Here is a 25,785-nt window from a genome sequence, read left to right as displayed (position 1 = left end):
TGCTCCACCCCGCGCCGTTGTGTCCCAACCGTACCACGGCGCGGGGTGCTGCTCAGACGTCCTGTCCTGCCACTCCACTCACCCGGTGCCGCCCCCGCCGCCGGTCTTCGCCGGTGGCTTGTCGGACGGCTTCGCCGGCGGCGCCGACTGCGCGTCGGCCGCCTGCTGCAAGGCCTTCTCCAGCGCGGCCTGGGCCTTGCCGTACGCCGCCCAGTCCTGCTTCTTCAGCGCGGCCTGACCACTGTCGTACGCCTTCTGGGCGTCGGCGATGGCCTGTGTGAGCGCCTTGCTCCCGGTCGCGGGTGGCTTCGTCGTACCGCCCGGTGGCTCACCGGTCGACGGTGGCTGCGAACCCTCAGGGCCGAAGACCGCGTTGAGCGCGCCGGTCAGGCTCGTCTCGAAGACCGGTTTCCCTCCGTAGGAGGCGGCGACCATCTTCAGCAGCGGATAGTTCGCGCTGCCGCCTCTCGCGTAGACCGGCTCGATATAGAGGAAGCCCCCGTCGAGTGGCACCGTGAGCAGATTGCCGTACTCGATGTCGGAGTCGGTGCCTCTCAGGTTTCTGACGAACTCGGCGACCTTGTCGACGCCGTTCAGCTCGCTCTGCACCTGTTGTGGACCTTGTACGGTCGTCGTCACTCTGAGCACTCTGATCTTGCCGAAGTCCGGACTCGTCGCATCGGCGTCGACCGCCATGAACGCGCCCAGACTGGGACGTCCGTTGGGAGTGAAGGTCGTCGTCAGCGAGAATCTCTGGTCCGTCTGCCCCGGCATCTTCAGGCTCAGGTAATACGGCGGGACCGCGTTGTTGTCCTTGTTGGTCGGATCGTCCGGCACCTGCCAGGCGTCACTTCCGCTGTAGAACTGCGCGGCGTCGGTGACGTGGTAGCGGGTGAGCAGCTCGCGCTGCACCTTGAACATGTCCTGCGGATAGCGGAGATGCGCCATCAGCTCCGGACTGATGTCCGCCTTCGGCTTCACCGTGCCGGGGAACGCCTTCATCCAGGTCTTGAGCACCGGGTCCTGGGTGTCCCACTGGTACAGCTTGACCGTGCCGTCGTACGCGTCGACGGTCGCCTTCACCGAGTTGCGGATGTAGTTGACCTGGTTCTGCTGCGCGACGACCGCCCGCTGCTGGTTGGTCAGCGAGTCGGTCGTGGTGTCGCCCAGCGTCGTACGGGACGCGTACGGATAGCCGTTGGTCGTCGTATAGGCGTCGACGACCCACTGGATGCGGTTGCCGACCACCGCCGGATAGGCGTCGCCGTCGATGGTCAGCCAGGGGGCCACCGCCTCGACGCGCTCCTTGGGCGTGCGGTTGTAGAGAATCCGCGAACCCTTGCCGACGGCGCCGGAGTAGAGCATCTGCGGCTCGTTGAACGACACGGCGTACGCCGCGCGGTTCAGCGGGTTGGAGAGGCTGACGCCGCTCTTGCCCGCGTAGCTCGTGGTCTTCTCGCCGTTCTTCTCGTAGTCCAGCTCCTTCTGCGGGCCGCCCACGATCGAGTACTGGTCGGTCTTCTCGCCGTAGTACACCCGCTGCTGGTACGCCGGGAGCTGGCCCGTCGTCGGCAGGCCGGACTCGGTGAAGTCCGGGGCGCCGACCGTCGCGTCGCTGTCGTCGGTCACCGTGCCCGTGCCCTTGGCGGTGATCAGTCCGTACCCATGGGTGTAGGTGAAGTGATCGTTGATCCAGTTGCGCTTCGGGATACCCGCGAGATTCAGCTCACGCAGACCGACCACGGTGTCCTGCGGCTTGCCGTCCGCGCCCTTGTACCGGTCGACGTCCAGCGTGGAGGGGAACTGGTAGTACTTGCGCTCCTGCTGGAGCTGCTGGAAGGCGGGTGAGACGACATTCGGGTCGACCAGCCGGTAACTGGCGGCGCTGTCGGCCGCCTTGCGCTGGTCGGCCTTGTTCTTGGAGTCGCCCTTGCCCGAGTAGTCCGTCACATCGGCGTCGTCGATGCCGTACGCGGCGCGCGTGGCATCGATGTTCTTCTTGATGTACGGCGCTTCCTTGGCCTGTTCGTTCGGCTGGACCTGGAACTTCTGCACGATCGCCGGGTAGAGCCCGCCGATCAGGATCGCCGAGAGCACCATCAGGCCGAAGCCGATCACCGGCAACTGCCAGGTGCGGCGCCAGAGCGTCGCGAAGAACAGCAGGGCGCAGATCACTGCGATGCAGAACAGGATCGTCTTCGCCGGAAGGTAGGCGTTGGCGTCGACGTAGCGCAGACCGGCCCAGTCGGGCGCCGCCTTGAAGTCGCTGGACTTCACGGCCAGGCCGTACCGGTCGAGCCAGTACGCCACGGCCTTGAGCGCGACGAAGAGCCCCAACAGCACCGAGAGATGACCGGTGGCGGCGGAGGTCGCCCGCGCGCCCGGGCTGGTGACGCGCAGCCCGCCGTACAGGTAGTGCGTCAGCACCGCCGCGATCAGCGACAGCACAACGGTGGCAAATCCGAACCCGAGCAGGAAGTTGTACCAGGGCAGGTCGAACGAGTAGAAGGACACGTCGAGGTGGAACTGCGGGTCCTTCTTGCCGAAGGGGACCGCGTTGACCCACATCAGCCACGTACGCCACTGGCCGGCGGCGGAGGCGCCGGCGATCAGCCCGACGAGGGCGGTGATCGCGAGGAGCACCCACTTCTTGAACGGGGCGATCCCCATCCGGTAACGGTCGAGGTTCTGCTGCTCCATCGACATCGCGCTCAGCGGCGGCCTGAGCCGGTGAGCCAGCCAGATGTTCACCGCGACCGCGACGGCCATCAGCAGTCCGAAGACCGCGAAGAGACCGACCTTGGTCCACAGAGTGGTGGTGAACACCGATGAGTAATCGACGGAGCGGTACCAGAGCCAGTCGGTCCAGAACCCTGCGAACATGACGAACGCCATGGCCAGTACGACCAGAACGCCCAGAGTCATGAGCAGGGTCCGGACGCGTCTGGAAGGCCGGCCCACTCTCATCCGTGGCCCGGTCGGGCCTCCGCCGCGGTCCGGCATCTGGAAAGCCAACGTGCGCACCTCGAAAATCGCGGTCGTGTGATATTTCAGCTTCTGATAATTCAGCTTCTGAGCGGGTCCCGTGATCGTAGGGCCCACTCATGCAACTTACTGAGGCTTTACCTAGTTCCCGCTCCGGGGTCCGAAGGGGGCAGGATGTTGGCCATGTCCAACGTTTCCTCCTCAGGCACCCCCATGGCAGCGAGCCCGCTCACCCGCGCGGTGCTCGAAATCGACGAGTACGCGTCGGGACTCGGCTGGGACCAGCCCGCCCGGCTCTTCGCCCTCGTCGACACCGCGCGTATGCGCGCCGACGAACCGGAACTCGCGGCCCAACTGGGCCTCGACGACGGCGAGGCGGCTGCCCCGCTCACCCCCATCGAACAGGACGAGATCCCGAACGGCACCCCCCTGGACGAATTTCTCGCGACCATCGCCTGGCCCGAGGCGGTGGCGGGGTGCGCACTGACGGTGGAGCGGCTCATGCTGCCGCCGTCGGCCGAGGCCTCCGTACCCGAAGGGCTCGACGAAACCGGTCTCGCCGAGTGGGTCGCGGCACACCCGGACCGCCAGGAGGTACGGATGACGGTCGCCGTACTCCGGGACGGCGTACGGGAGTCGGCGCTGCGGCTGCGCGAGAAGGACGCGGCGACCGACGTACTCACCGGTTCCGAACTGGTACCGGGCCTGGCCGAGGCGCTCTCCGCCACCTTCGAGTCGTGACAATCGCGGCGTAGGTACCGCTTCCAGCGCCGTTTCAACCGCCGCTTCCGGTGCCGCTCAGGCAACGCGAAGGCCCAACCGCCCGGACCGCTCCGGGCGTTCGGGGAACGCGGCCGGTCAGCTCGCCGAACAGCTCGGCAGGCCGGCCGTGTCCCCGGTACGGATCTTGTCCACGGACTTCTTCGCGTCCGCCATGGTCTTCACCTTCACCAGCGTGAGGCCCTTCGGGGTGTCCTTGGCCGCGGCCGCGCAGTTCTCGTCGGGGGTGAGGAAGTACTGCGCGCCCGCGTTGCGCGCGGCGATCACCTTCAACTCGATGCCGCCGATCGGGCCGACCTTGCCCTGGTCGTCGATCGTGCCCGTACCCGCCAGGAACTTCCCGCCGGTCAGGGACCCCGGTGTGAGTTTGTCGACAATGCCGAGGGAGAACATCAGTCCGGCGCTCGGGCCGCCGACATCGGCCAGCTTGATGTCGACGTTGAACGGGAAGGTGTGCTCGGTCCCCGCCTGGATGCCGACGATCGCGCGGGCCTTCCCGCCGTCGTCGGACTTCTTCGTGGTGACGTCGACCTGCTCCGTGCCGGTGGGCTCCTTGTGCGCCTTCTCCGCCGCTGCCGCCTTCGCGGCCGGCACGACGGTGAAGACGACGCCCTGTCCCGGCTTCTTCTTCGTGATGAGCTTCGCGACATCCGTCGGCGCCTTGACCGCCGTACCGTTCACGGCCTTGATCACATCGCCGGCGTGCAGCTTGCCCTCGGCGGGGCTCTTCTTCAGCACGGTGGAGACGATGGTCCGCGAGGTCACCGGGATGTGCAGCTCGGTCAGCGCCGCGACCTTGGCGCTCTCCTGGGACTGGCTGAACTCCTCGGCGTTCTCCTGCGTGGACTGCTCTTCGGTGGTGCCGTCCGGGTACAGGGTGTCGTGCGGCACGACGACGTAGTCATGGGCGAGCCAGCCGTAGACCGCTTCCACAATGTTCATGTTGTAGTCCGCGCCCGTGACCCGCACCGTCGTCATGTTGAGATTCCCCGACGTGGGATACGTCTTGTGGCCGCTGACCTGGAGCACGGGTGCGCCATTGGCGTCACCCAGGGTGTTCACGGTCGGCCCGGGGCTCATCTCCGAGTACGGGACCTTGATGAGGACGCCCGCACAGAGCAGCGCGATCAGGACGAGGGTGGAGGCGAGCATCGTCGCGGTGCGGCGTGGCATGGAACGACAGTACGGGAAGGGTCCCTGAGTCCACCGCTGGGGCCGGTCCGTACGGGGCCGGGCGGTGGCAGCGCGGGGCGAGGCGGGCTTCGGAGGCTTGCGGCCGGGTCACCGGCCGCGTCACACGGCGTCCGAGCCGGAATCGGGCTCCTTCATCGCGTCCCGGAAGCGTGCGTAGCCGTCCAGCTCGGCTATGTCTCCGGTCGTACGGGTCTTCGAAGCCCAGCTCCCCCATATCGCGGCGCCGATCGCGGCGACCAGGGGAATGAGCAACCAAGCGAGTGCGGCCATCTTTCCGACCTCCGTACCCCCCATGGGCGTGTGCAACTGACCTATCAGCAGATAAGCGAATCTGCTGACACAACGCTGCTGGCAGGCCCCGGGTTACGCAAACGGAGACAAGAGATCCCTCTAGTGGACCCCTGGCCCGGCGACCACCCCTCAACGAGGCGCTACGCGCCCACCCGCCCACCCGTCGCCCGACCACCACCCCGCAACGAGGCGCTACGCGCCGACCCGCCCACCCGTCGCCCGACCACCACCCCGCAACGAGGCGCTACGCGCCGACCCACTCCTCTGTACCGTCCGAGAACTTCTGGTGCTTCCAGATCGGCACCTCGTGCTTGAGGTCGTCGATCAGCTTCCGGCACGCCTCGAAGGCCTCGCCCCGGTGCGGGCAGGACACCGCGACAACCACCGCCAGGTCGCCGACCGCCAGGTCACCCACCCGGTGGACGGCCGCCAGCGCCCGCACCGGATAGTCCGCGACGACCTTCTCCGCCACGCGCCGCAGCTCCGCCTCCGCCGACGGGTGGCAGGAGTAACCGAGGGCGTCGACGTCCGCGCCCCCGTCGTGGTTGCGCACCGTTCCGACGAACAGCGCCGTACCGCCCGCGCCATCGTCGCCCACCGCGCGGAAGATCTCGTCCACGCTCAGAGGGGTGTCACGAATCGCCAGCAGACGGATCGGATCCTGCGTCGCCTGCTCGCCCGGGTGGTCCTGCGTACGCGCCATGTCACCCATCGTGCCGTATGGAACCCGCCACATGGAACCAGCGGCCCCCTCGGCACGCCAACGCCGCTACCGCCCGCGTCTCGCCTTGCGGGCACGGCGTACGAGCGCGGCCGTACCGAGCAGCGCCACCGTCGCGCCCGCAGCTCCCGCGGCAGTGGCGTCCTTACGGCCGAGGCGGCGGCCCACGACCGTATGGCGGCCCTCGACCTCTTCGAGCAGCGCGGCGAGCACCTCCTCGTTGGTCCAGGCCGGTCGCCAGCCCGCGTCGTGCAGCCGGCTGACGCTGACGACCCAGGGGTGCATCGTGTACGCGAGATCACCGGCCGGCGAGGGGGTCAGGCCGATACGGTGCAGCCGCGCGGCGGCCCCGAGGGCGACGGCCGAGGGCAGCTCCATCCGGCGGATCCCGCTGAGCTCCTCGACCTCCTCCTGCTCCAGCCAGCCGTCGCAGCCGACGGCGAGTTCCCCGTCGACCTTCTCCAGCGCCGCGTACTCCAGGGCGCTCACCAGGTCCTCGACGTGGCAGAACTGCCAGGTGGGGCGGGAGCCGGCGACGACGAGCAGCCGGGGCGACTCGAAGTAGCGGGTGAGGGCGGTGTCCGTACCGCCGACGAGCACGGTGGGCCGTACGACCGTCACATTGAGGCCGGGGTGCGCGCGGGGTGCGCGGCGGCCGAGCCGCTCGATCTCCAGCAGGTCGCCGACTCCGGTGGCCTCGGCGGTCGCCCGCAGCTCCGCGTCCTCGGAGAGCGGGATGTCGTTGTCGGGCAGCGCCCCGTAGACCATGGCCGAGGTGCAGAGCACGACGCGGTGGACACCGGCGGCAGCGGCGGCGGTCAGCACGGTCTGCGTACCGCGCACGTTGTAGGCCGTACGCGCGGCGGCGTCCGTCTCCAGATCGAGGTCGAGGGCGAGGTGGACCACGACGTCGGCGCCGCGCAGTTTCTCCGCGATGGCGGGATCCCGGACGTCGAGGATGTGCCACTGCGCCTCGGAGACCTCGCCGCGGCGTTCGTCGATGGCGATGACCTGCTTGATCTCCTCCGAGGCCGCCAGCCGTCGGGTGAGCAGGTCACCGACGCCGGAGGCGGCACCGGTGACCGCGACGACGGGGCCGCGGGACGGGGTGGAGGTTGAACGGTTTCGCGCTGCGCGAACCTGCGGATCTGGGGAACTCACCGGGCGTCTCCAGCGGTTGTCTTCAGTACATACGCGAATGACGCGTACCTACCAGGTGACGTCCATCCTGCCGCAGGCCAACGGTCGGCGGAGCATCGAGCCCGGAAGACGGGTGTCGAGAGGTCCGAGCAGTCCGAGCAGTTCCCCCCGTCAGGACACGGGCGGCAGGTGACGCCGCCCCTGTCGGCCCTCAGCGGCTTAGGCTGGGTGGTGTAGTCGGGCAGTCGCCGCCGGCCGACAGCCGGCGGCCCTACGAGCCGAGGAAACCCGTGAGTGACACCCCATTCGGATTCGGCCTTCCGCCGGAGGAGCCGGAGGACGGCGACGGCAACAAGAAGGACTCGGCCGGAGGTGGTCAGGGTTCCGGGGGCGCGGGAGGCCCTGCGAACCCCTTCGGCAATTTCGGGTTCGGACAGCCGGGCGGCGGGGGCGGCGGAGACAATCCGTTCGCCGCGATGTTCGGCTCGATGAACCCGAACGACCTGGGTGCGGCCTTCCAGCAGCTCGGCCAGATGCTCAGTTTCGAGGGCGGTCCCGTGAACTGGGACATGGCCAAGCAGATCGCCCGCCAGGTCGTCTCGCAGGGCACGTCCGACGGCACCAAGGACCAGAGCGTGGGCCCCTCCGACCGTGCGGCGGTCGACGAGGCGGTACGGCTGGCCGACCTGTGGCTGGACGGCGTGACCTCGCTGCCCTCAGGTGCTCACACGGCTGTGGCGTGGAGCCGCGCCGAGTGGGTCGAGGCGACCCTGCCCGCGTGGCAGCAGCTCGTCGACCCGGTGGCCGAGCGGGTGGGCGCGGCCATGGGCGACGTACTGCCCGAGGAGATGCAGAGCGTCGCCGGGCCGCTGATCGGCATGATGCGCTCCATGGGCGGCGCCATGTTCGGCCAGCAGATCGGGCAGGCCGTGGGCGTGCTCGCCGGTGAGGTGTTCGGCTCGACCGACGTCGGGCTGCCGCTCGGCCCGGCCGGCAAGGCCGCGCTACTCCCGCTGAACATCGAGGCCTTCAGCAAGGACCTCGGCGTGCCCAAGGAGGAGATCCGGCTCTATCTGGCGCTGCGCGAGGCCGCTCACCAGCGGCTCTTCTCCCATGTGCCGTGGCTGCGCTCGCACATGTTCGGCGCTGTCGAGGGCTATGCGCGCGGGATCAAGGTCGACACCTCCAAGCTGGAGGACGTCGTCGGCCAGTTCGACCCGAGCCACCCCGAGGAGATGCAGGAAGCGCTCCAGCAGGGCATGTTCCAGCCGGAGGACACGCCCGAGCAGAAGGCGGCGCTGGCCCGGCTCGAAACGGCGCTCGCGCTGGTCGAGGGCTGGGTGGACGCGGTGGTGCACGAAGCCGCGAAGTCCAGGCTGTCGGGTGCGGACGCGCTGCGCGAGACCCTGCGCAGGCGCCGGGCCTCCGGTGGTCCCGCCGAGCAGACCTTCGCCACACTCATCGGGCTCCAGCTCCGGCCGCGCCGGCTGCGGGACGCCGCGCGGCTGTGGGCCCTGCTCACGGACGCGCGTGGGGTCGACGGCCGGGACGCGCTGTGGGAGCACCCCGACATGCTGCCGACGGCTTCCGACCTGGACGACCCGGACGCCTTCGTCCACCACGAGCAGCTCGACTTCTCCGAGCTGGACAGGATGCTGGGCGACGCGGCCGACGGCAAGCCGGACCTGAAGAAGAAGCCGGCGGCGGAGGACGACAAGGGCGCTGAAGGCGACAAGGGCGCCGAAGGCGGGTCCGACAAGACCGGTCCTGACAAGACCGGCACCGACGAGGACGGCACCGAGGGCGACACGGACAAGGGCGATACGGACAAGTGAGCCTGCACGACGACGCGGTCCTCGTACTGAAGAGCTACGAGGACCAGGACGAGCTGCGTCTCGCCTATCTGGACCATCTCGCCGCCCGCCCGGACGCGATGTGGAAGTCCTGCGAGGCGGGGCACCTCACGGCGAGCGCGCTGGTGATCGACCCGGAGCGGGGCCGGGTGCTGCTCACCCTGCACAAGAAGCTGGGCATGTGGCTCCAGATGGGCGGCCACTGCGAGCCCGGCGACGGGACGGTGGAGCAGGCCGCGCTGCGGGAGGCCACCGAGGAGTCCGGAATCCCCGGCCTGACGCTGCTACGGGGCGGCCCCGTACAGCTCGACCGGCACCGGATTCCAGCCCCCTGCAACTGGCACCTCGATGTGCAGTACGCGGCGCTGGCACCGGCCGGGGCGGTCGAGGCGATCAGCGAGGAGTCGCTCGACCTCCGCTGGTTCGGCTACGACGAGGCCGCCGAGGTGGCCGACGGCTCCGTGCGGCGCCTGGTGGAGCGTACGCGCGCCGCGCTGGCGGGGAGGGCACGCTCTTAGGAACCGGTGGAAACGCAGGCGGAGGGCGGCCCCTGACGAGGACGCCCTCCTGCGGCGCGGAAGCCGTGGGGAGAGCCTGGTGAGAGCCTGCCGACGGACTCAGCTCCAGACGTTGCCCTGGTTCTGCCCGTGCGCGCCCTGCTGACCGACGCCGAACTGCGCTCCGAGGCCCTGCCCGATCTGCGCGTGCTGCGGCGGCATCACCTCGCTGGGCTGGACCAGGGCGAAGCCTTCTCCTAGGAAGCTCAGCTCCCAGCCCTCCCCGGTGTTCCCGCGCCGCCTGCGCACACCTGAGGAGTGTGTCTGCGCCTGCATCTGGACGCGCAGGGACGTGGACCAGGCGACCACCGCGTCGGCGTCGGCGTTGACGTACTTGTCCGGCGTGACGTGCATCATCAGCGGCCGGCCCGACGTCATGAGCGCGACCTTGCCCCGGCCCGAGATGTTGAGCTGGTACTTGCCGGTGCCGGAGACGCCGTACTGGCTGTCCACGGCGATGACCTCGGTGTGCAGTGTCGAGTCGAGGGCCAGCACATAGGCGCTGTCCACCGTCATGCCGTCCGGGTCGACGTCGACGACATGGATGTACTGCGCGAGATTCGCCAGATAGACCGTGCCCTGTCCGGAGCAGCGCATCAGGTCCAGGCCCTCGCCGGTACGGGCGCGGGCGCTGCGCCGGCTGTGCGACTGGTACTCGCCGTCGAAGTCCATCAGGCCCTGGTAGGCGACCATCGCCCCCTTACGGGCGAGGACATCGTCCTGTCCGGTCAGCGCGACCCGCAGCATCTGCGGGTTCTGTACGACATAGCGCTCCTGCGACTGCTGTTCGGTGAACGCGAAAAGCGGACTCTGCATGGTGTTCCCCCTCCCCCTCAGGCCCGGATCCGCAGGCGGTCCGTGCTGTCCTCGCTCGGCTGTACGACGACGATCCCCTCACCGGAGAACGCCATCTGGTACGCCTCCCCGCTGCCACGGCCTATCAGCGAGGACGCCTTGAAGCTGCGTTTGCCCTTCACCTTCAGGCCGGGCGACCAGGCGACCAGCGCGTCGGGATCGACGTACGTCTCGTCGTCCCCGCGTCCGCAGTCGACGACGATCGGGGTGCCGCGTGCGGTCAGTGCGACCCATCCGACCCCGCTGACCTGCACGTTCCACAGGCCCTGGCCGGCGAATTTGGCCAGGCCCTTCACCCGCTCGACGCCCCACTGGAGGTGCGCGTCGAAGGCCAGCAGATTGCTGCCGTTGACGGAGATGGCGTCGTTGTTGAGGTTGATGACGACCACATGCGCGCCGTAGTCGGCGAGATAGAGCAGGCCGTCGCCCGAGCACTTCATGATGGGCGTGCCCTCGCCGGTCACCCACTGGGAGGCGATCTGGCGGACGGCGGGCGGGTTCGGCTCGTACTGGATGAAGCCCTCGTACGCCACCATCGAGCCGGTGCGTGCGAAGAGGTCCTGGCCGGTGGCCATGGCGACCTTGAGCATGGAGCCGCCGTGGTTCTCCATGCGTGCCGCGACGGGGGTCGGGGCGTAGCCCGCGAGTTGCTGGTTCATTGTCCGGGACTCCCTCAGACCTCGTACGGCTGGACGACGATGAAGTTGCCGGGCGCTCCCCGGAACTGGAGGTTCACGGTCTCCCCGCTGTGCCCCGGATAGGCGTTGCGGCGCAGCCTGACCTGGCTGGAGAGGATCACCTGGGAGGCGGCCGACCAGGCGACGACCGCGTTGCAGTCGGCGAACGTCGTGGGCGTGACGGGCAGCACCACCGGGGTGCCGTGCGTCTTGACGACGATGGTGCCGGTGCCCTGGAACAGCATGGTGAACAGGGCGCCGCCGGGAATGCCATGGCCTTCGATACGGCGGACCTCGTACTGAAGGCTCTCGTCGAAGGCGAGGACGTTCTCCGCCGAGACGCAGATGCCGTCGCCCTGGAGTTCGATCGGGTGGAGGTGCGCGTTGTTCTCCGCGAGGAAGACCTGACCCCGGCCGGTACAGCGCATCAACTGCATTTCCTGGCCGGTGGCGTTGCCGACGATACGGCCGGCGAAACCGGCGCCCTTGTAGCCGAAGTCGACCTTGCCCTGGTACATGACCATGCTGCCCTGGCGGGCGAGGACGGGGACGCCGTCCATGCCGAGGTCCACCCGCATCAGATGGCCGTTCTGCGGGGTCCAGCGCTGGCCCGTGGCGAGTTCCTTGTACGGGTTGAGGGCCGCCAGAAGACCGGCACCGCCCGGCGGAACGCCTTGCGGGACGCCCTGGGGCGCTCCCGGGGGCGCGCCGAGCGGGGGCTGTTGTCCGTACGGACCCGGGACCGGCTGGGCGTAGGGACCGGCCGGGGGCTGGGCCTGGCCGGGGAACTGGCCGGGCACCTGGCCGAATTGGGGCTGCTGGGGTGGCTGCGGCTGCTGGGGTGGCTGCGGCTGCTGGGGTGGCTGGCCGTACGGGGAAGGGGCCGGGGCCGGCGGTGCGGGCGCCGGCGCGCCCGGTGAGGTCATCGGCTCGATGACGGTCGGCGTCGCGTGGAACGGCTGAGGGGCCGGGGCGGCGGGTGCGGGCGCGGCAGGGGCGCCGAACGACGGTGCCGGCTGCGGGGCCTGAGGGGCGGTGGGGGCGCCGAAGCCAGGTACGGGTGCGCCGCCGGGTGCGCCGCCGGAAGCACCGCCGGGCGGCGGGGCGAATCCCGGCACTCCCCCGGTCCCCGACTGCGGGGCGGGCGGCTCCTCCTCGGCGACCTCTCCGCCGAAGTTCTTCAGCAGCGCGTCGAGGCCGCCGTCGAATCCCTGGCCGACGGCGGCGAAGCGCCAGACGTCCTTGAGATAGAAGTCGCCGAGCATCACGGCGCGTTCGGTGGTGAACTCGGAGCCGGTGAAGGAGTATCTGACGACTTCCTCACCACCCGCGACCACGCGGATGTATCCCGGGGCGACCTGGGACATCTGGCCGGCGCCGTCGATCGTGGCGGTGAAGGAGAGCCGGTGGACGGTCGGCGGGACGCGGTCCAGCGTCACCCGGAACGACTCCGTGTCACCGGCCTGGGCGCCCAGCAACTGCACGGATTCCTCGGGCGACTTCGGCTGGTTGAAGAAGATGAAGTAACGGTCGTCGGAGAGCTGTTCGTCGGCGTCCAGGCCGAAGCAGCTTATGTCGAAGGTCAGGCCGGGAGCAGCGATCTGTACGCCTACGTACAGATCCGTTCCCGCTGTGAGATCACTGATCTTGGCCTTGTGGCCGCGTTGGAATTCCCTGGCCATGCGTAACGACCGTCCCCCATCCCGAAGGTGAATACGTCGCGTCAGGCTAACGGCTCGGTGGGACATTGCACGGGGCCGGTACACATTCGGTACGAGATCGCCGATTCGGTACCACCGCGCACCGGTCCGCTCTCACTCCTCGCGCGCGGCGGGCAGGTGGGGAAGCCGGTCGGCGGCGACGACGCCCTCGAGATAGCCGCGCGCCCGCTCCGTACGGGGGTAGGCCTCCAGCAGCCGCCAGAAGCGCGGGCCGTGGCCCGGCACCAGCAGATGGGCCAGCTCGTGGACGAGGACGTAGTCGACGACGTACTCCGGCATGCCCTGCAAGCGGTGCGAGAGACGAATGCTGCCCTCGGCCGGGGTGCAGGAGCCCCAGCGGGTGTTCTGGTTGGTCACCCAGCGCACCGAGGCCGGGCGGGCCCGGCCGCCGAAATACTGGGCCGACAGCCGCTCGGCGCGCTCGGTCAGCTCGGTGTCGCCCAGTACCCGCTTGCTCTCCTGCGCGGCGAGCTTCTCCAGCATCACCGTCACCCAGCGTCGCTCCTCCGCCACCGACATCCGGGCGGGGATCAGCACGATGGTCCTGTCGCCCTCGCGGTAGGCGGAGACCGTCCGGCGGCGGCGGGCGCTCCTGCGCACCTCGACAGCGCTCGTCCCCGAGCGAGGGGAAGGATCGGCGGACACGGCCACGACGTTACCCGCTGTATGTGTCGGAAGTCCCGTCCCCCGGGCGGTTCCGCCTTGATCCATTTCATCGCGGCCCTCATTTGAACGACTAATGAGGCCCCCTGTGGATAACTTTCCGCACCGATCACAGGTTCCCTGCATTCTGATCACAGGGCCCGGTGAGAGCGGCACCGGGAGCTGCGGCGGTCAATTGATCAATGGATCCATGTCCGTCAATGACACGGGGGAAGAGGAGACCGATATGCATCCGATGGTGAAGCCGGTGTTGCGGCGTGCGTGGCGGGAGCAGCAGACGGTGCAGTTCGGGGTCACCCCGGCGCACGCGGTGCTGGTGGGGCCGGTGGACACGGCCACGGGGAGCTTTCTGGAGCTGCTCGACGGAACGCGCGGGCTGCCGCTGCTGCGGGAGGAGGCCCGCTCCATGGGGCTGACCGACAGGCAGGTCGATTCGCTGGTGGAGCGGCTGACGGCGGCGGGCCTGATCGACGACGCGGCCGGCGGCCCCGACACGGCCGAGGCCTTACGCACGGGATCGGGCGTCCTCGACAGGATGCGGTCGGATCTGGCGTCGCTCTCCGTCATTCACCGCGAGCCGGGTGCGGGGATACGGCGTCTGGCGGCGCGGCGGTCCGTGCGGGTGCAGATCAGGGGAGCGGGGAGGGTCGGGGCCGCCGTCGCAGCGATGCTGTCGGCCGCCGGGATCGGACGGGTCGACGTACTCGACAGCGGGCAGGTCGCCGCATGGGACGTGACACCCGGCGGGCTGCCCGGGGAGTCCGTGGGTGAGCGCAGGGACACGTCGGCCAGGCAGCTCGTCCGGCGGTCGGCGCCGGGACCGGCGCCCGGAGCGGCGAAGCACGCGCGGTCCTCCCCCGGTGGGGAGCCTCCGCTGTCCCTGGTGATCGTCGCTCCCCGTGACGGGCTCGCCGCCTACGCCCCCGATCCGGCGGAGGCCGAGCCATGGGTGACCACGGGCACCCCTCATCTGTACGCGGGTGTGATCGAAGCCACAGGTCTGGTCGGGCCTCTGGTGCTGCCGGGCGGTACGGCGTGCTCCGGCTGCGCGTCCCGGGCGCGCGCCGATCATGATCCCGGGTGGCCCAGGATGCTGGCGCAGTGGCGCTCCGGCCGGGCCGCCAGGGTGGTTCCAACCTGTGATCTGGCGCTGGCCGGCGTGGTGGCGGGGCTGGCAGCCGCCCATGCCTTGTCGTTCCTCGACGGGGAACTTCCGGCGAGCACGGGTGCACGATGGGAGGTGTCGTCGCCGCTCCTGGAGTGGCGTTCGGAGCGAATCGCACCACACCCCGACTGTTCCTGCGGTGCCGCCGGGAAGACTGAGGGGGTGCGCCTCTCCGAAGCCGGGGCGCGGCACGACACAATGGTGAGGTAGCCGCCGCTTGCGGCATCGCTGTCTGGGATTAGGAGGGGCGTCATGTCTGATCTTCCCCGGAAGGCGGTCACCCGCACCGCGAAGCTGGCATCGCTGCCGATCGGCTTCGCCGGCCGCGCCACCTGGGGCCTGGGCAGGCGGATCGGCGGGAGATCGGCGGAGATCGTCACCCGGGAGCTCCAGGAGCGGACCGCGGACCAGCTCTTCAAGGTGCTCGGCGAGCTGAAGGGCGGCGCCATGAAGTTCGGGCAGGCGCTGTCCGTCTTCGAGTCCGCGCTGCCGGAGGAGGTGGCGGGCCCGTACCGGGCCGCGCTCACCAAGCTTCAGGAGGCCGCTCCGCCGCTGCCGGTGCGCACGGTCCACGCGGTGCTGGCTGAGCGGCTGGGTGAGGACTGGCGGGAGCTGTTCCTCGAATTCGAGGACAAGCCCTCGGCCGCGGCCTCGATCGGCCAGGTGCACCGAGCGGTGTGGCACGACGGGCGCGAGGTCGCGGTCAAGGTGCAGTACCCGGGCGCCGGCGAAGCGCTGCTGTCCGACCTGACCCAGTTGAGCCGCTTCGTTCGGCTGTTGGGGCCGCTGATCCCGGGGATGGACATCAAGCCCCTCATCGCCGAGCTGCGCGACCGGGTCTCGGAGGAGCTGGACTACGCCTTGGAGGCGGAGGCCCAGCACGAGCACGCGCGGGTGTTCGCCGGCGATCCGGATGTGGTGGTGCCCGATGTGGTGCACCAGGGCGATCAGATTCTGGTGACCGAGTGGATGGACGGCACTCCGATGGCCGACATCATCTCGGACGGCACCACCGAACAGCGTGACCGCGCCGGTCAACTGCTGGCCCGTTTCCTCTTCTCGGGTCCGGCGCGCACCGGTCTGCTGCACGCCGATCCGCACCCGGGGAACTTCCGGTTGCTGCCGCCCGTGGACGACGAGAGCGAATTCCGGCTCGGAGTACTGGACTTCGGCACGGTGGACCGGCTGCCCGGCGGGCTGCCCGACATCATCGGCGAAGCGCTGCGGATGACGCTGGAGGACGACGCCGAAGCGGTGTACGACCTGCTGCGCGAGGAGGGCTTCGTCAGGGAGACCATCGATCTCGACCCCGAAGCCGTGCTGGACTATCTGCTGCCGATCATAGAACCGGCCGCGGTGGACGAATTCACCTTCACCCGGAGCTGGATGCGCAACCAGGCGGCCCGGATCGCCGATCCGCGGTCCCCCGCCCACCAGTTGGGCAAGCAGTTGAACCTGCCGCCCTTCTACCTGCTGATCCACCGCGTCACGCTGAGCACCATCGGAGTGCTCTGCCAGCTCAACGCGACGGTGCGGCTCAGGGACGAACTCGAGGACTGGATGCCCGGGTTCGTGCCGTACGAGGACGAAGAGCTGGAAGAAGAAACACGGGAAGCGGAGGGCGACGAAGCCTGAGGTGCGTCCGCCGGCGGACGCACCGCGGGGGCCGGTCCTCGAAGGACCGGCCCCCGCGACGGAGACTGAACGGTACGTGTCCCGGTAGCCGTATCGGCTACTGCATGATCGTCATGGCCAGGGCGCGGCGGGCACGCATCGACACGCGCTCGGCGCGGCGCTGCATCCGCCTCGCGGCGACCAGGCGCAGGGCCTGGCGTTCCGCGTCGGCTTCGCCCATACGTTGATCCATATGCGCGCGAGCCATGGCTTCTGGAATGAGTTGCATCTCGCGGGTCCTGTTCTGACGCGAGTCGTTCGCGCCCATGGTGGTGCCTGCTGGGGTGGCGGAGCCTGTCGGCTCGCTCAGGGAAGAGGTCATCGGATCCTGCTTCTGGGGGTCGTGCGTCAGGGGGCGGTCGATGGTTCCGGTGACGTTCATGCCGCGACCGGGTTCTTGCGCGGACGGCCACGCGGCCGCTTCCGGGCGACAACGACACCCTGGACGAACAGCTCGCCGCCCCAGACGCCCCACGGCTCATGCCGCTCCTTGGCCCCGGCGAGGCAGGCCTCGACCAGCGGGCAGGTGCGGCAGAGCGACTTCGCGTACTCCACGTCGGCCGGGGACTCCGCGAAGAAGACCTCCGGGTCGTAGGCACGGCAGGGGACGGGTACGCCGAGGTTCTCGATGGCGTCGTCGAGCGCGGTGAGCGTGCTGAGCGGGGTCAAGGTGGAGTCCTCCGTGAGACCGGGCGGGGGGATCGTGTCGGAAGGCGGTACGGACGGGGCGTGCGCTTCGAGTTGCACGGGGTGTCATTCCTCGTCTGGTCGGTCCGGCCTTGTCGGCCGGGTGTCGGCTGGGTACCAGGTACTTCTTGTCCCGAGGCCCCTTCACTCCGCCTGTCCCGTTCGGGACAAACAAAAGGGCCGCGGATCCCGGGTGGGGTTCCGCGGCCCTGAAGGCGCCGGCCTGATGGTCGATCAGGCTGGATCACTCCAGGGTTCGAGCCCACGGAAGGCCCACATCATGAGGTGCTGATTCATCTGCTTCGGGGTGCCGGCACTGGCCGCCGCAAACGCATGGGCCTGAGCCTGTGTCGCTGCCGCTGCTTCCAGTGCCTTGGTCTCTCGCTCGTCACGGACCCGGACGGGACGGCCCGACAGCACGGCCGGACGGCCGAAGACGGGCAGACCGGGGCCGGTCAGATCGGATCCGGACAGGCCGGAGACGGCGAGTTCGGTACCGGAGAAGCCGAGCGGGCATACGGAGGCGACGGAGCGAGCGGTCATTTTCGCCGCACTGCCGAAGCTGTTGCCATAAATGCTGATCACTGGAATCGCCTCCTCTCGGCGTCTCGGAGACCGGCCGGGACCGGTCAGATGTATGTGGTTGGTGGAGCGTAAACAAGTAGAGCACGGAGAGTGGGCTTCGGAGAAGCCCGCCGTTCCCGCAGACAAGAACCTATGGGGATTCCCCGCGCGGGCGCAAACTATTTTTACGTCTGATCCGGATCAGTCTTCGGCGCCGCCTCCGACACCCTCGTCACCTGCGCAGATCGCCAGAACATCCACCCCGAACCGGTCCAGCTTCCGCTTGCCGACACCGGCGATCCGCGCCAACTCCCCGTCGCTGCCCGGCACTGCCTCCGCGATCGCCATCAGCGTCTTGTCGGTGAACACGCAGTACGCGGGCTGGCCCAGGTCTTTCGCCTGGCCGGCGCGCCAGTCGCGCAGCCGCTCGTACAGCCCCTCGTCCATGTCGGACGGGCAGTCCTCACAGCGCATCAGTTTCATCTCACCGGCGTCCGTGAGGGTCTTGCCGCACACCCGGCACAGCGCGGGGCCCCTCCGCTTCCGGCGCGCCCCGATGCCGTCGCGCTCGGCGGACACCGCCGGAGCGAGGCCGGCGCTCCGGGCACCGGGGGCCGCCGGGCCCGCCGCCGACCCTGGACGCAGCCCGTTCAGGAAGCGGGTGGGCCGCCGGGACGCCCGGCCGCCCGGCGCCCGTGAGAGCGCCCAGGAGAGCGAGAGGTGGTGGCGTGCCCTGGTCACCCCGACATAGAGGAGCCTGCGCTCCTCCTCGACCTGCTCGTCGGTCTTGGCGTACGTGATCGGCATCATCCCCTCGGTGAGGCCGACCAGGCACACCGCGTCCCACTCCAGGCCCTTCGCCGCGTGGAGCGAGGCGAGCGTGACGCCCTGCACGGTGGGTGCGTGCTGAGCCGCCGCACGCTCGTCCAGCTCGCCCACCAGGTCACCGAGGGTCGCCGTCTCCTTGGCCTGAACGAAGTCCTCGGCCAGCCTGACCAGCGCAGCCAGGGACTCCCAGCGGTCACGGACCGCGCCCGATCCGGTGGGCGGCGTGGTGGTCCACCCGCTGGTCGAGAGGACGGCACGCACCTGCGAGGGCAGGTCCACGACGTCGTCGAGGATCGAGTCGTTCCCACCGAACCGGGCGGCGCCGCGCAGCGCGGCGACCGCGGCGCGGACCTCCTGCCGCTCGAAGAACCTTTCGGCGCCCCGCAGTTGGTAGGGCACGCCCACATCGGCGAGCGCCTGCTCGTAGATCTCCGACTGGGCGTTGATCCGGTACAGGACTGCGATCTCGCCCGCCGGGACACCGCCGGCGATCAGATCGCGGATCCGGCGTGCGGTGCCCTCGGCCTCGGCCGGCTCGTCCGCGTACTCCGTGTAGAGCGGATCGGGCCCGGCGCCGCGCTGCGAGATCAGCTCCAGGCGGTGTTCGGCGGCCCGGCCGCGCGCCTGGCTCAGCAGGCCGTTGGCCAGGTGGACGACCTGGGAGGTCGAGCGGTAGTCGCGGACCAGCTTCACGACCGTGGCTTCCGGATGCCTCGTGCGGAAGTTCAGCAGGTGGTCGGGGGTGGCGCCGGTGAAGGAGTAGATCGTCTGACTCGCGTCGCCCACGACGCACAGGCTCTCCCTGTCGCCGAGCCACAGCTCCAGCAGCCGCTGCTGGAGCGGGCTCACGTCCTGGTACTCGTCGACCACGAAGTGCTGGTACTGCGCCCGGATCTGGTCGGCGATGTCGTGGCGGTCCTGGAGGATGCCGACGGCCAGCAGCAGCACGTCCTCGAAGTCGATCACCGACCTGTCGCGCTTGAGCTGCTCGTACATCGCGTAGATCTGGCCGATCTCGGCCGGGTCGCGCGGGGCGTCGCGGCGGGACTTGGCGACCTCCGCCGGATAGTCGGCCGGCACGGTCTGGGTGACCTTCGCCCACTCGATCTCGCCGGTCACGTCCCGCAACTCGTTGCGGTCGAGCCGCACCCGGCAGCGGGCCGCCGCCTCGGAGACGAGCTGGACCTTGCGCTCCAGCAGCCTCGGCAACTCGCCGCCGACCGCCCGGGGCCAGAAGAACTGCAACTGGCGCAGCGCCGCCGAGTGGAACGTACGCGCCTGGACGCCGCCCGCACCGAGCTGCCGCAGCCGCCCGCGCATCTCGCCGGCCGCGCGGTTGGTGAAGGTGACGGCGAGCACGCTGGCAGGCTGGAGTATCCCGGCACGCACCCCGTAGGCGATCCGGTGCGTGATGGCGCGCGTCTTCCCCGTCCCGGCCCCGGCCAGCACGCACACGGGCCCGTGCAGCGCCGTCGCGACCTCGCGCTGCTCGGGGTCGAGCCCTTCGAGCACCGCGTCGGCGTCACGCGGCGGGGGTGCCATCTGGCCGCCGGCTGATTCCTGCGAGAAGAGTGAGGAGTGCGTTGCTGCTGTCACACCGCCATGCTGCCAGGTCGCCTGAGGCCGCCGCTCAAGTTGTCCACAGGCGGGGTTGGGCGGTCATATCGAATGCGTGCGGGGCGGATCCGGTGGAGGTGCTCCCGCCAGGTGTGGGAATGGTGACCGCGTTCCGTACGTTCACCTGAGGCGGCTATGCGGACGCCGCATCGGGCGAGACAGAGGAGCGCGAGAGACATGCCGGGGACTGTGACGATGTACAGCACCACGTGGTGCGGATACTGCCGTCGGCTCAAGGGCCAGATGGATCGCGAAGGCATCGCGTACACCGAGATCAACATCGAGCAGGACCCGGAGTCGGCGGCCTTCGTCGAAAAGGCGAACGGCGGCAACCAGACGGTGCCGACCGTGCTGTTCGACGACGGTTCCACGCTCACGAACCCCTCGCTGGCCCAGGTCAAGCAGAAGGTCGGCGTCTGACACACGGCGTCCGACACGCACCGAGCGACACCGGAGCGGCTCCGGGGCGACACGCCCCGGAGCCGCTGCTCGTGGTGCGGCGCGGTGGCGCCACCGGGCGGAACGCGGTCAGGCGGTGCCCGAGACGAGCAGGGCGGCGTGCCGCAGCACCAGTGAACCGTCCGGGGCCGTGAACTCCTCGCTGAGCGCGTCGTAGTGCCGCTTGATCTCGGCGATCCCCTCCGGAGGCCGGCTCACCACCGTCTGCCCGACGGTCGCGACCCCCGCGGCGGCGCCGCCCCACCACTCGTCGGGCGTCGTGCGGTGGTCCCACTCCAGGGTCAGGCACGAGACGCCGGAGAGCCCGGCCTCGCGCGCCAGCCGGGCAAGCCTCTCCTCGGTGCGCGCGAAGTCGTCCTCCGCCGCCAGTACGGGCAGATGCCCGGGCCGGCTCGCCCCGGCCGCCTCGATCGCGCGGCCCAGCAGGGCCTGTCCCGCCGCCGGGGCGGCCCAGATCGTCAGGGCGACACCCGCGCCCGGTCGTGCGACCCGGCGCAGTTCGGTCAGGGCCGCCCGTGGCCTGCCCACATGGTTGAGCACGAAGTTGCCCACCACCGCGTCGAACCCGTCGTCGGCGAAGGGTAGGCCCGGCAGGGCGGCCACCCGTACGTCGGCGTCCGGAACCGCCGCCGAGGCCAGCGCCGCCATGCCGGGGTCGGCGTCCACGGCGGTGATCTCGGCGCCGCGCTCGCGGGCGGCCCTCGCGGCCGTGCCGGTGCCCGTACCCACGTCGAGCACACGGACACCGGACCGCACCCCCGCCGCGTCGAGCAGCAGGGGTACCGGATATGCGCAGAGTTTCGCGAAGCTGCCGGCGTACGCCTCTGCGCGCCCCGCCCAGATCCGCCGCTCCGAAGCGTCGAAAGCCGTCACGCCCTCCCCCTCGCCCGCCGCCACCCGGTTCAGTTCAACGGTTTCGGGAGCGGCTTGCCGTACCACAGCTCCACCAGCCGCGCCGCGATCGAGATGCCGAGCGGCGGCAGGATCTCACCCGTCTCGATCGCCGTCCGCAGGTCCTCCCTGGAGAACCAGCGCGCCTCCTCGATCTCCTCGCCGTCCACCGTGATCTCGGACGAGGTCGCGCGGGCCATGAAGCCCAGCATCAGGCTCGAAGGGAATGGCCACGGCTGGCTGGCGACGTACTCGACCTCGCCGATCACCACCCCCGCCTCCTCGAAGACCTCGCGCGCCACCGACATCTCGATCGACTCACCCGGCTCGACAAAGCCGGCGAGGGTCGAGAAGCGGCCCTCCGGCCAGTGCACCTGGCGGCCGAGGAGCGCGCGGTCCTTCTCGTCGGTGACCAGCATGATCACCGCGGGGTCGGTACGCGGGTAGTGCTCGGCGCCGCACGCCTGGCAGCGGCGGATATGGCCGGCCGCAGCGATCACGGTGCGCTCGCCGCAGCGGGAGCAGAAGCGGTGCAGCCGCTGCCAGTTCTCCAGGGCGACGGCGTGGACCAGCAGACCGGCGTCGCGCGCGGACAGCAGCAGTCCGGCCTCGCGCAGCCCGGCGGGGCGCGCCGACTGGTCCATCCGGCCGGGGAGCGCGTCCTTCTGGAGCGCGAAGTAGCGCACTCCGTCGTCGTCCGTACCGAGGAAGTACCGGTGGGTCTCGGTCATCGGCGCCTCGAAGGCGGGCGTCATGACGAGTTCGGTACGGCCGTCGGGGGTGTCGTCGACCAGCGCCTGGCCGCCGGAGACGACGAAGACGCGGGTGGTGGGGTGGCTCCAGGCCGCCGCCAGCCAGGCCTCGTCGAGACGGTGGTGCGCGGCGCGGTCGATTCCGCTGGGCGCGGTGAGGCCGATCGGCCTGGGTGCGATGTCGTTGTTGTTGTTCGTGGTGGTGCTCACTAGTACTTCCAACTCCCCCGGATGGCGTGGGTTTCTCAGTTCAGCGGAGTGTTCAGCGAAGGGCCGCCGCCAGTTCGCTCCAGAGGTACGCGGTTGTTTCCACACCCTTGACGAGGAGGTCGATCTCGACCTTCTCGTTCGGCGCGTGCCAGCCGTCGGACGGTACGGAGATACCCAGGAAGAGCACCGGTGCACCGAGTACGTCCCGCAGATCGGCCGCGGGGCCCGAGCCGCCCGAGCGGGTGAAGCGGATCTTCTGGCCGAACGCCCGGCCCATGGCGGTGGCGACCGCCTGGAGCGCGGGGTGGTCGAGCGGGGTCAGACAGGGGCGCGTGGACGGGCCGAAGGTGATCTTGTGGCGGACCCCGGCCGGGATCCGGGCCTCGGCCCACTCCTGTACGGATCTCTCGATCCGGTCCGGGTCCTGGCCCTCGACCAGCCGGAACGACAGCTTCAGCAGGGCGGATGCCGGGACGATCGTCTTACCGCCCGGTCCCTGGTAGCCGCCGCCCATGCCGTTGACCTCGGCGGTCGGGCGGGCCCAGATTCGCTCCAGCGTGGTGTAGCCGGCCTCGCCCAGTGTGGCGGTGGAGCCCCCGGCGGTACGCAGCCACTCCTCCTCGTCGAAGGGCAGCTCGGCGAAGAGGGCGCGCTCGGCGTCGGTCAGCTCGGTGATGCCGTCGTAGAAGCCGGGGATCGTGACGCGTTCACGATCGTCGTGGAGCGCGGCGACGAGGCGGGCGGCGATGGTGGCGGGGTTGGGGACCGCGCCTCCGAAGGCGCCCGAGTGGATGTCCTGGCCGGGACCGTACAGCTCGATCTCGCAGTCCGCGAGACCGCGCATACCGGTGCAGACGGTGGGGGTGGTCTCCGACCACATGCCGGTGTCGGAGATGATCACGACATCGGCGGCCAGGCGGCCGGCCCGCTGTTCCACGAGGGCGCGGAAGTTCGGGGAGCCCGACTCCTCCTCGCCCTCGACGAGCAGCTTGAGGTGGACGGCGGGGGCCGTACGGCCCGTGGCCGCGAGGTGCGCCCTTACCCCGAGTGTGTGGAAGAACACCTGGCCCTTGTCGTCGGCGGCGCCGCGTCCGTACATCCGGCCGTCGCGTACGAGCGGCTCGAACGGGTCGCTGTCCCAGCCGTCCTCGCGGGCCGCGGGCTGCACGTCGTGGTGGCCGTAGACCAGCACGGTCGGCGCCGACGGGTCGTCCGACGGCCACTCGGCGAAGACGGCGGGGGCGCCGGTGCTCGCGGCGTCGGACCCGCCCGGTGCGTCCGGTGCGTCCGGTGTTCCCGTGGGCCAGACCTCGGCGACCGGGAAGCCGGTCTCCTTGAGTTTCGCCGCAAGCCAGTCGGCGCTGCGCCGCACGTCAGGGGCGTGGTCGGGCTGGGCGGAGACGGACGGGATACGCAGCCAATCGGCGAGGTCGTCCAGGAAGGCGGTTCGGTGGGACTGGATGTACGTACGGACGACGCTGTCCGGGGTCTCGCTCATGATGTCGAGCCTAACGGGCTCGGCGAGTGGTCTCGTCTGCCGGTTCGCCGGACTGCTCACCGGTGAGGATCCGTTCCAGTTCGTCCCGGCCGGGCAGGTGGGCAGGGCGGACGACCTCCCCGGTGCGTACGTAGAGGAACGCCGCCGAGACCTCCGACAGCGGGAGGTGATGCTGCTCGGCCCAGGCGAGGCGGTAGACGGCGAGCTGGAGAGGGTCGGCGGTGTGAGCGCGGCTGGTCTTCCAGTCGACGATCTCGTACGCGGGGGACCCGGCCGGGCCGGGGTTCCGGTAGACGGCGTCGATCCGGCCGCGGATCACCCGCCCGGCGAGGGTGAGGTGGAACGGTGTCTCCACGCGATACGGCGTGCGCCGGGCGTACGGCGAGCGCTCGAACGCGGCCTTCAGCTCGGCCAGGTCGCGCTCGTCCGCGATCTCCGGATCGTCCTCGGCGCCCCCGGGCAGCTCGTCGGGGCCCAGCATCGGCAGCGGCAGCTCCTCGAACCGCGACTCCACCCAGGCGTGGAAGCGGGTCCCCCTCCGGGCGGCGGGCGGCGGGGGGCGGGGCATGGGGCGGGCCAGCTCCTGGGCGAAACCGTCGGGGTCGGCGGCGAGGCGCAGCAGTTCGGAGGCGGAGAGGGAAGCGGGTACGGGTACGTCGCGTACGGCGGCGCGTGAGCGGCGGAGTTCCCCGGAGAGGGCGTCGAGGTCGCGGTCCCAGGAGGCGAGGGTACGGGCCTCTTCGAGGGTGAGGGGGGCGTCGGCGGGACGGGGGGCCGGGACCACGGGGACGGGGTCGGCCGGGGGGACCGGGTCGGTCGGGACCGGGTCGGTCGCGGGGCGTTCCGTCGGCCAGGCGTCCCAGTCCGCCAGGTCGGCCGGATCGGCGAGGTCCGCCGGGTCGGCCGGGTCCGTCGGGTCGGCCAGGTCAGGGTCGTCCTCGGGCGGGGGCTCGCCCCACTCGTCCGCCTGGCCGGACTGATCTTCGGGCGCTGTCCTTTCCGGTGGCTCCTCCGTGCCCTCCGCCCCCTCCGTTCCCCTCAGCTCCTCCAGGTGCGCGAGCACGGTCGACGCCGCGTCCCTGCGACGGGCGAGCGAAGTGGCGTCCAGCGGCAGCGGCCAGGGCTGGGGCGCGGTCCCCGTACGCAGCGCCGGGTTCTCCTCGGACTCCTCCGGCCGGTCGGCCCAGGCCTCGATCTCGCCGAAGCCCGCCGCGCAGTGCTCGTACAGCGCGTGCAGGAACTCCGATGGCCCGCGCGGCCGTTTCTGGGTCGGCCCCCACCAGTGGCCCGAGCCGAGCAGCAGCGAGCGCGGGCGGGTGAAGGTGACGTAGCCGAGGCGGAGTTCTTCGGTGCTCTGGTGGGTCTTCATCTCCTCCTTGAAGGACTTGAGGCCCTTCGCGTCCCAGGAAGCGATGTCCGGCAGGGTCGCCGCGTCGCCGCGCAGCGCGTGCGGGAGGACCTTCGGCTGCGCCGTCCAGACCTCGCGCGCCTTGGAGCTGGGAAAGTGCCCGGTCACCAGCCCCGGCACCGCCACGACGTCCCACTCAAGCCCCTTCGCCTTGTGCGCGGTGAGCACCTTGACGGTGTTCTCGCCGCCGGGCAGCGCGTTGTCGAGGCCCTTCTCGTACTGCGCCGCCGTCCGCAGGAACCCGAGGAAGGCCAGGAGGCCGGCCTCCGCGTCGAGCGAGGCGAAGGAGGCCGCCATGTCGAGGAAGTTGCCCAGCGTCTCGCGGCGGCGGGCGGCCAGCGCGTGCGGGGACGCGGACAGTTCAACTTCGAGACCGGTGCGGTCCAGGACCCGGTGCAGCACGTCCATCAGGGGATCGGCCAGCGAGCGGCGCAGCTCGCGCAGTTCCGTGGCGAGGCGGGCGAAGCGGACCTTGGCCGCCGCGGAGAAGGGCAGGCTGTCCTGGGGTGCGCCGGCCGGGCCGAGGAAGGTGTCGAGGGCGTCGGCGAGCGAGATGACCTCGGCGGGGTCGGTGCCCTCGACGGCGGCGGCGAGC

General features: G+C 70.3%; 23 protein-coding genes. 6 read left to right on the top strand and 17 right to left on the bottom strand.

The window, feature by feature from the left end:
• Positions 1-78: 78 nt before the first annotated feature.
• Positions 79-3,003, bottom strand: coding sequence for a UPF0182 family protein (locus QR77_RS27460; RefSeq protein ID WP_173476464.1), 2,925 nt, complete (start codon positions 3,001-3,003; stop codon positions 79-81).
• Positions 3,004-3,168: 165 nt separating this feature from the next.
• Here QR77_RS27460 and QR77_RS27455 point away from each other — a divergent pair, with 165 nt between their 5' ends.
• A complete protein-coding gene (locus QR77_RS27455) occupies positions 3,169-3,726 on the top strand; it encodes a PPA1309 family protein (protein WP_040024735.1) in 558 nt (185 codons plus the stop codon).
• Positions 3,727-3,843: 117 nt separating this feature from the next.
• On the opposite strand, the gene QR77_RS27450 is transcribed toward QR77_RS27455, so the two are convergent.
• From QR77_RS27450 to QR77_RS27435, 4 genes are all read right to left on the bottom strand, one after another.
• The gene (locus tag QR77_RS27450; protein WP_040024734.1) at positions 3,844-4,938 is read right to left on the bottom strand and encodes a PDZ domain-containing protein; all 1,095 of its coding nucleotides are present in this window, start codon (positions 4,936-4,938) and stop codon (positions 3,844-3,846) included.
• A gap of 120 nt (positions 4,939-5,058) precedes the next feature.
• Complete coding sequence (locus tag QR77_RS47550) at positions 5,059-5,229, bottom strand: hypothetical protein (protein ID WP_173476359.1); 171 nt, start codon at positions 5,227-5,229, stop codon at positions 5,059-5,061.
• Between the two features lie 265 nt (positions 5,230-5,494).
• Positions 5,495-5,953, bottom strand: coding sequence for a molybdenum cofactor biosynthesis protein MoaE (locus tag QR77_RS27440; RefSeq protein ID WP_040024731.1), 459 nt, complete (start codon positions 5,951-5,953; stop codon positions 5,495-5,497).
• A gap of 66 nt (positions 5,954-6,019) precedes the next feature.
• Complete coding sequence (locus tag QR77_RS27435) at positions 6,020-7,132, bottom strand: SDR family oxidoreductase (protein WP_040024730.1); 1,113 nt, start codon at positions 7,130-7,132, stop codon at positions 6,020-6,022.
• A 269-nt stretch (positions 7,133-7,401) separates the two neighbouring features.
• On the opposite strand from QR77_RS27435, the gene QR77_RS27430 reads away from it, so the two are divergent.
• Both QR77_RS27430 and QR77_RS27425 read left to right on the top strand, forming a co-directional pair.
• Positions 7,402-8,946: a zinc-dependent metalloprotease gene (locus QR77_RS27430; RefSeq protein WP_040024729.1), complete on the top strand. Its 1,545-nt coding sequence runs from the start codon at positions 7,402-7,404 to the stop codon at positions 8,944-8,946.
• A complete protein-coding gene (locus QR77_RS27425; protein ID WP_040024728.1) occupies positions 8,943-9,482 on the top strand; it encodes an NUDIX hydrolase in 540 nt (179 codons plus the stop codon). The genes QR77_RS27430 and QR77_RS27425 overlap by 4 nt, the downstream gene beginning before the upstream one ends.
• Before the next feature lie 99 nt (positions 9,483-9,581).
• Here the strand turns inward: QR77_RS27425 and QR77_RS27420 are convergent, their stop codons facing one another.
• The 4 genes from QR77_RS27420 to QR77_RS27405 all read right to left on the bottom strand — a co-directional run bounded on the left by QR77_RS27420 (position 9,582) and on the right by QR77_RS27405 (position 13,419).
• A complete protein-coding gene (locus QR77_RS27420; protein ID WP_040024727.1) occupies positions 9,582-10,337 on the bottom strand; it encodes an AIM24 family protein in 756 nt (251 codons plus the stop codon).
• A gap of 17 nt (positions 10,338-10,354) precedes the next feature.
• The gene (locus QR77_RS27415) at positions 10,355-11,035 is read right to left on the bottom strand and encodes an AIM24 family protein (protein ID WP_040024726.1); all 681 of its coding nucleotides are present in this window, start codon (positions 11,033-11,035) and stop codon (positions 10,355-10,357) included.
• 14 nt (positions 11,036-11,049) lie between these two features.
• Positions 11,050-12,735 carry a TerD family protein gene (locus tag QR77_RS27410; RefSeq protein ID WP_040024724.1) on the bottom strand — a complete coding sequence of 562 codons (1,686 nt, stop codon included), beginning with the start codon at positions 12,733-12,735 and terminating at the stop codon, positions 11,050-11,052.
• Positions 12,736-12,867: 132 nt separating this feature from the next.
• Positions 12,868-13,419, bottom strand: a complete 552-nt coding sequence (locus QR77_RS27405; RefSeq protein WP_236710832.1) for a M48 family metallopeptidase — start codon at positions 13,417-13,419, stop codon at positions 12,868-12,870.
• A gap of 244 nt (positions 13,420-13,663) precedes the next feature.
• Here QR77_RS27405 and QR77_RS27400 point away from each other — a divergent pair, with 244 nt between their 5' ends.
• Both QR77_RS27400 and QR77_RS27395 read left to right on the top strand, forming a co-directional pair.
• Positions 13,664-14,812, top strand: coding sequence for a TOMM precursor leader peptide-binding protein (locus tag QR77_RS27400; protein WP_040024722.1), 1,149 nt, complete (start codon positions 13,664-13,666; stop codon positions 14,810-14,812).
• A 42-nt stretch (positions 14,813-14,854) separates the two neighbouring features.
• Positions 14,855-16,237 carry an AarF/ABC1/UbiB kinase family protein gene (locus QR77_RS27395; RefSeq protein ID WP_040024720.1) on the top strand — a complete coding sequence of 461 codons (1,383 nt, stop codon included), beginning with the start codon at positions 14,855-14,857 and terminating at the stop codon, positions 16,235-16,237.
• A gap of 97 nt (positions 16,238-16,334) precedes the next feature.
• Here QR77_RS27395 and QR77_RS27390 read toward each other — a convergent pair whose 3' ends face one another.
• From QR77_RS27390 to QR77_RS27375, 4 genes are all read right to left on the bottom strand, one after another.
• Positions 16,335-16,658, bottom strand: coding sequence for a hypothetical protein (locus QR77_RS27390; RefSeq protein WP_040024719.1), 324 nt, complete (start codon positions 16,656-16,658; stop codon positions 16,335-16,337).
• Positions 16,655-17,023, bottom strand: a complete 369-nt coding sequence (locus tag QR77_RS27385) for a WhiB family transcriptional regulator (protein WP_040024718.1) — start codon at positions 17,021-17,023, stop codon at positions 16,655-16,657. Before QR77_RS27385 ends, QR77_RS27390 begins: the two co-directional genes overlap by 4 nt.
• Positions 17,024-17,197: 174 nt before the next feature.
• Positions 17,198-17,548, bottom strand: a complete 351-nt coding sequence (locus QR77_RS27380; RefSeq protein WP_040024717.1) for a hypothetical protein — start codon at positions 17,546-17,548, stop codon at positions 17,198-17,200.
• Positions 17,549-17,728: 180 nt separating this feature from the next.
• Entirely contained in the window at positions 17,729-19,897 is a 2,169-nt protein-coding gene (locus QR77_RS27375) for an ATP-dependent DNA helicase UvrD2 (RefSeq protein WP_173476463.1), read from the bottom strand.
• Positions 19,898-20,149: 252 nt separating this feature from the next.
• Between QR77_RS27375 and QR77_RS27370 the strand changes: the two genes are divergently transcribed.
• Positions 20,150-20,392: a mycoredoxin gene (locus tag QR77_RS27370; protein WP_040024716.1), complete on the top strand. Its 243-nt coding sequence runs from the start codon at positions 20,150-20,152 to the stop codon at positions 20,390-20,392.
• Between the two features lie 108 nt (positions 20,393-20,500).
• Here the strand turns inward: QR77_RS27370 and QR77_RS27365 are convergent, their stop codons facing one another.
• The 4 genes from QR77_RS27365 to QR77_RS27350 form a co-directional block, all read right to left on the bottom strand.
• Positions 20,501-21,304 carry a class I SAM-dependent methyltransferase gene (locus QR77_RS27365; protein ID WP_040028748.1) on the bottom strand — a complete coding sequence of 268 codons (804 nt, stop codon included), beginning with the start codon at positions 21,302-21,304 and terminating at the stop codon, positions 20,501-20,503.
• Positions 21,305-21,333: 29 nt separating this feature from the next.
• A complete protein-coding gene (nudC, locus tag QR77_RS27360) occupies positions 21,334-22,284 on the bottom strand; it encodes an NAD(+) diphosphatase (protein WP_040024714.1) in 951 nt (316 codons plus the stop codon).
• Between the two features lie 52 nt (positions 22,285-22,336).
• The gene (locus tag QR77_RS27355) at positions 22,337-23,782 is read right to left on the bottom strand and encodes a M20/M25/M40 family metallo-hydrolase (protein ID WP_040024713.1); all 1,446 of its coding nucleotides are present in this window, start codon (positions 23,780-23,782) and stop codon (positions 22,337-22,339) included.
• A gap of 10 nt (positions 23,783-23,792) precedes the next feature.
• On the bottom strand, positions 23,793-25,785 hold a 1,993-nt coding region (locus tag QR77_RS27350), incomplete at its 5' end, for a 3'-5' exonuclease (protein WP_040024712.1).

The sequence above is a fragment of the Streptomyces sp. 150FB genome (assembly GCF_000818195.1).
Classification (GTDB): domain Bacteria; phylum Actinomycetota; class Actinomycetes; order Streptomycetales; family Streptomycetaceae; genus Streptomyces.
Note: the sequence above shows the minus strand (reverse complement) of the source record. Positions and strands in the feature narration are given on the sequence as shown.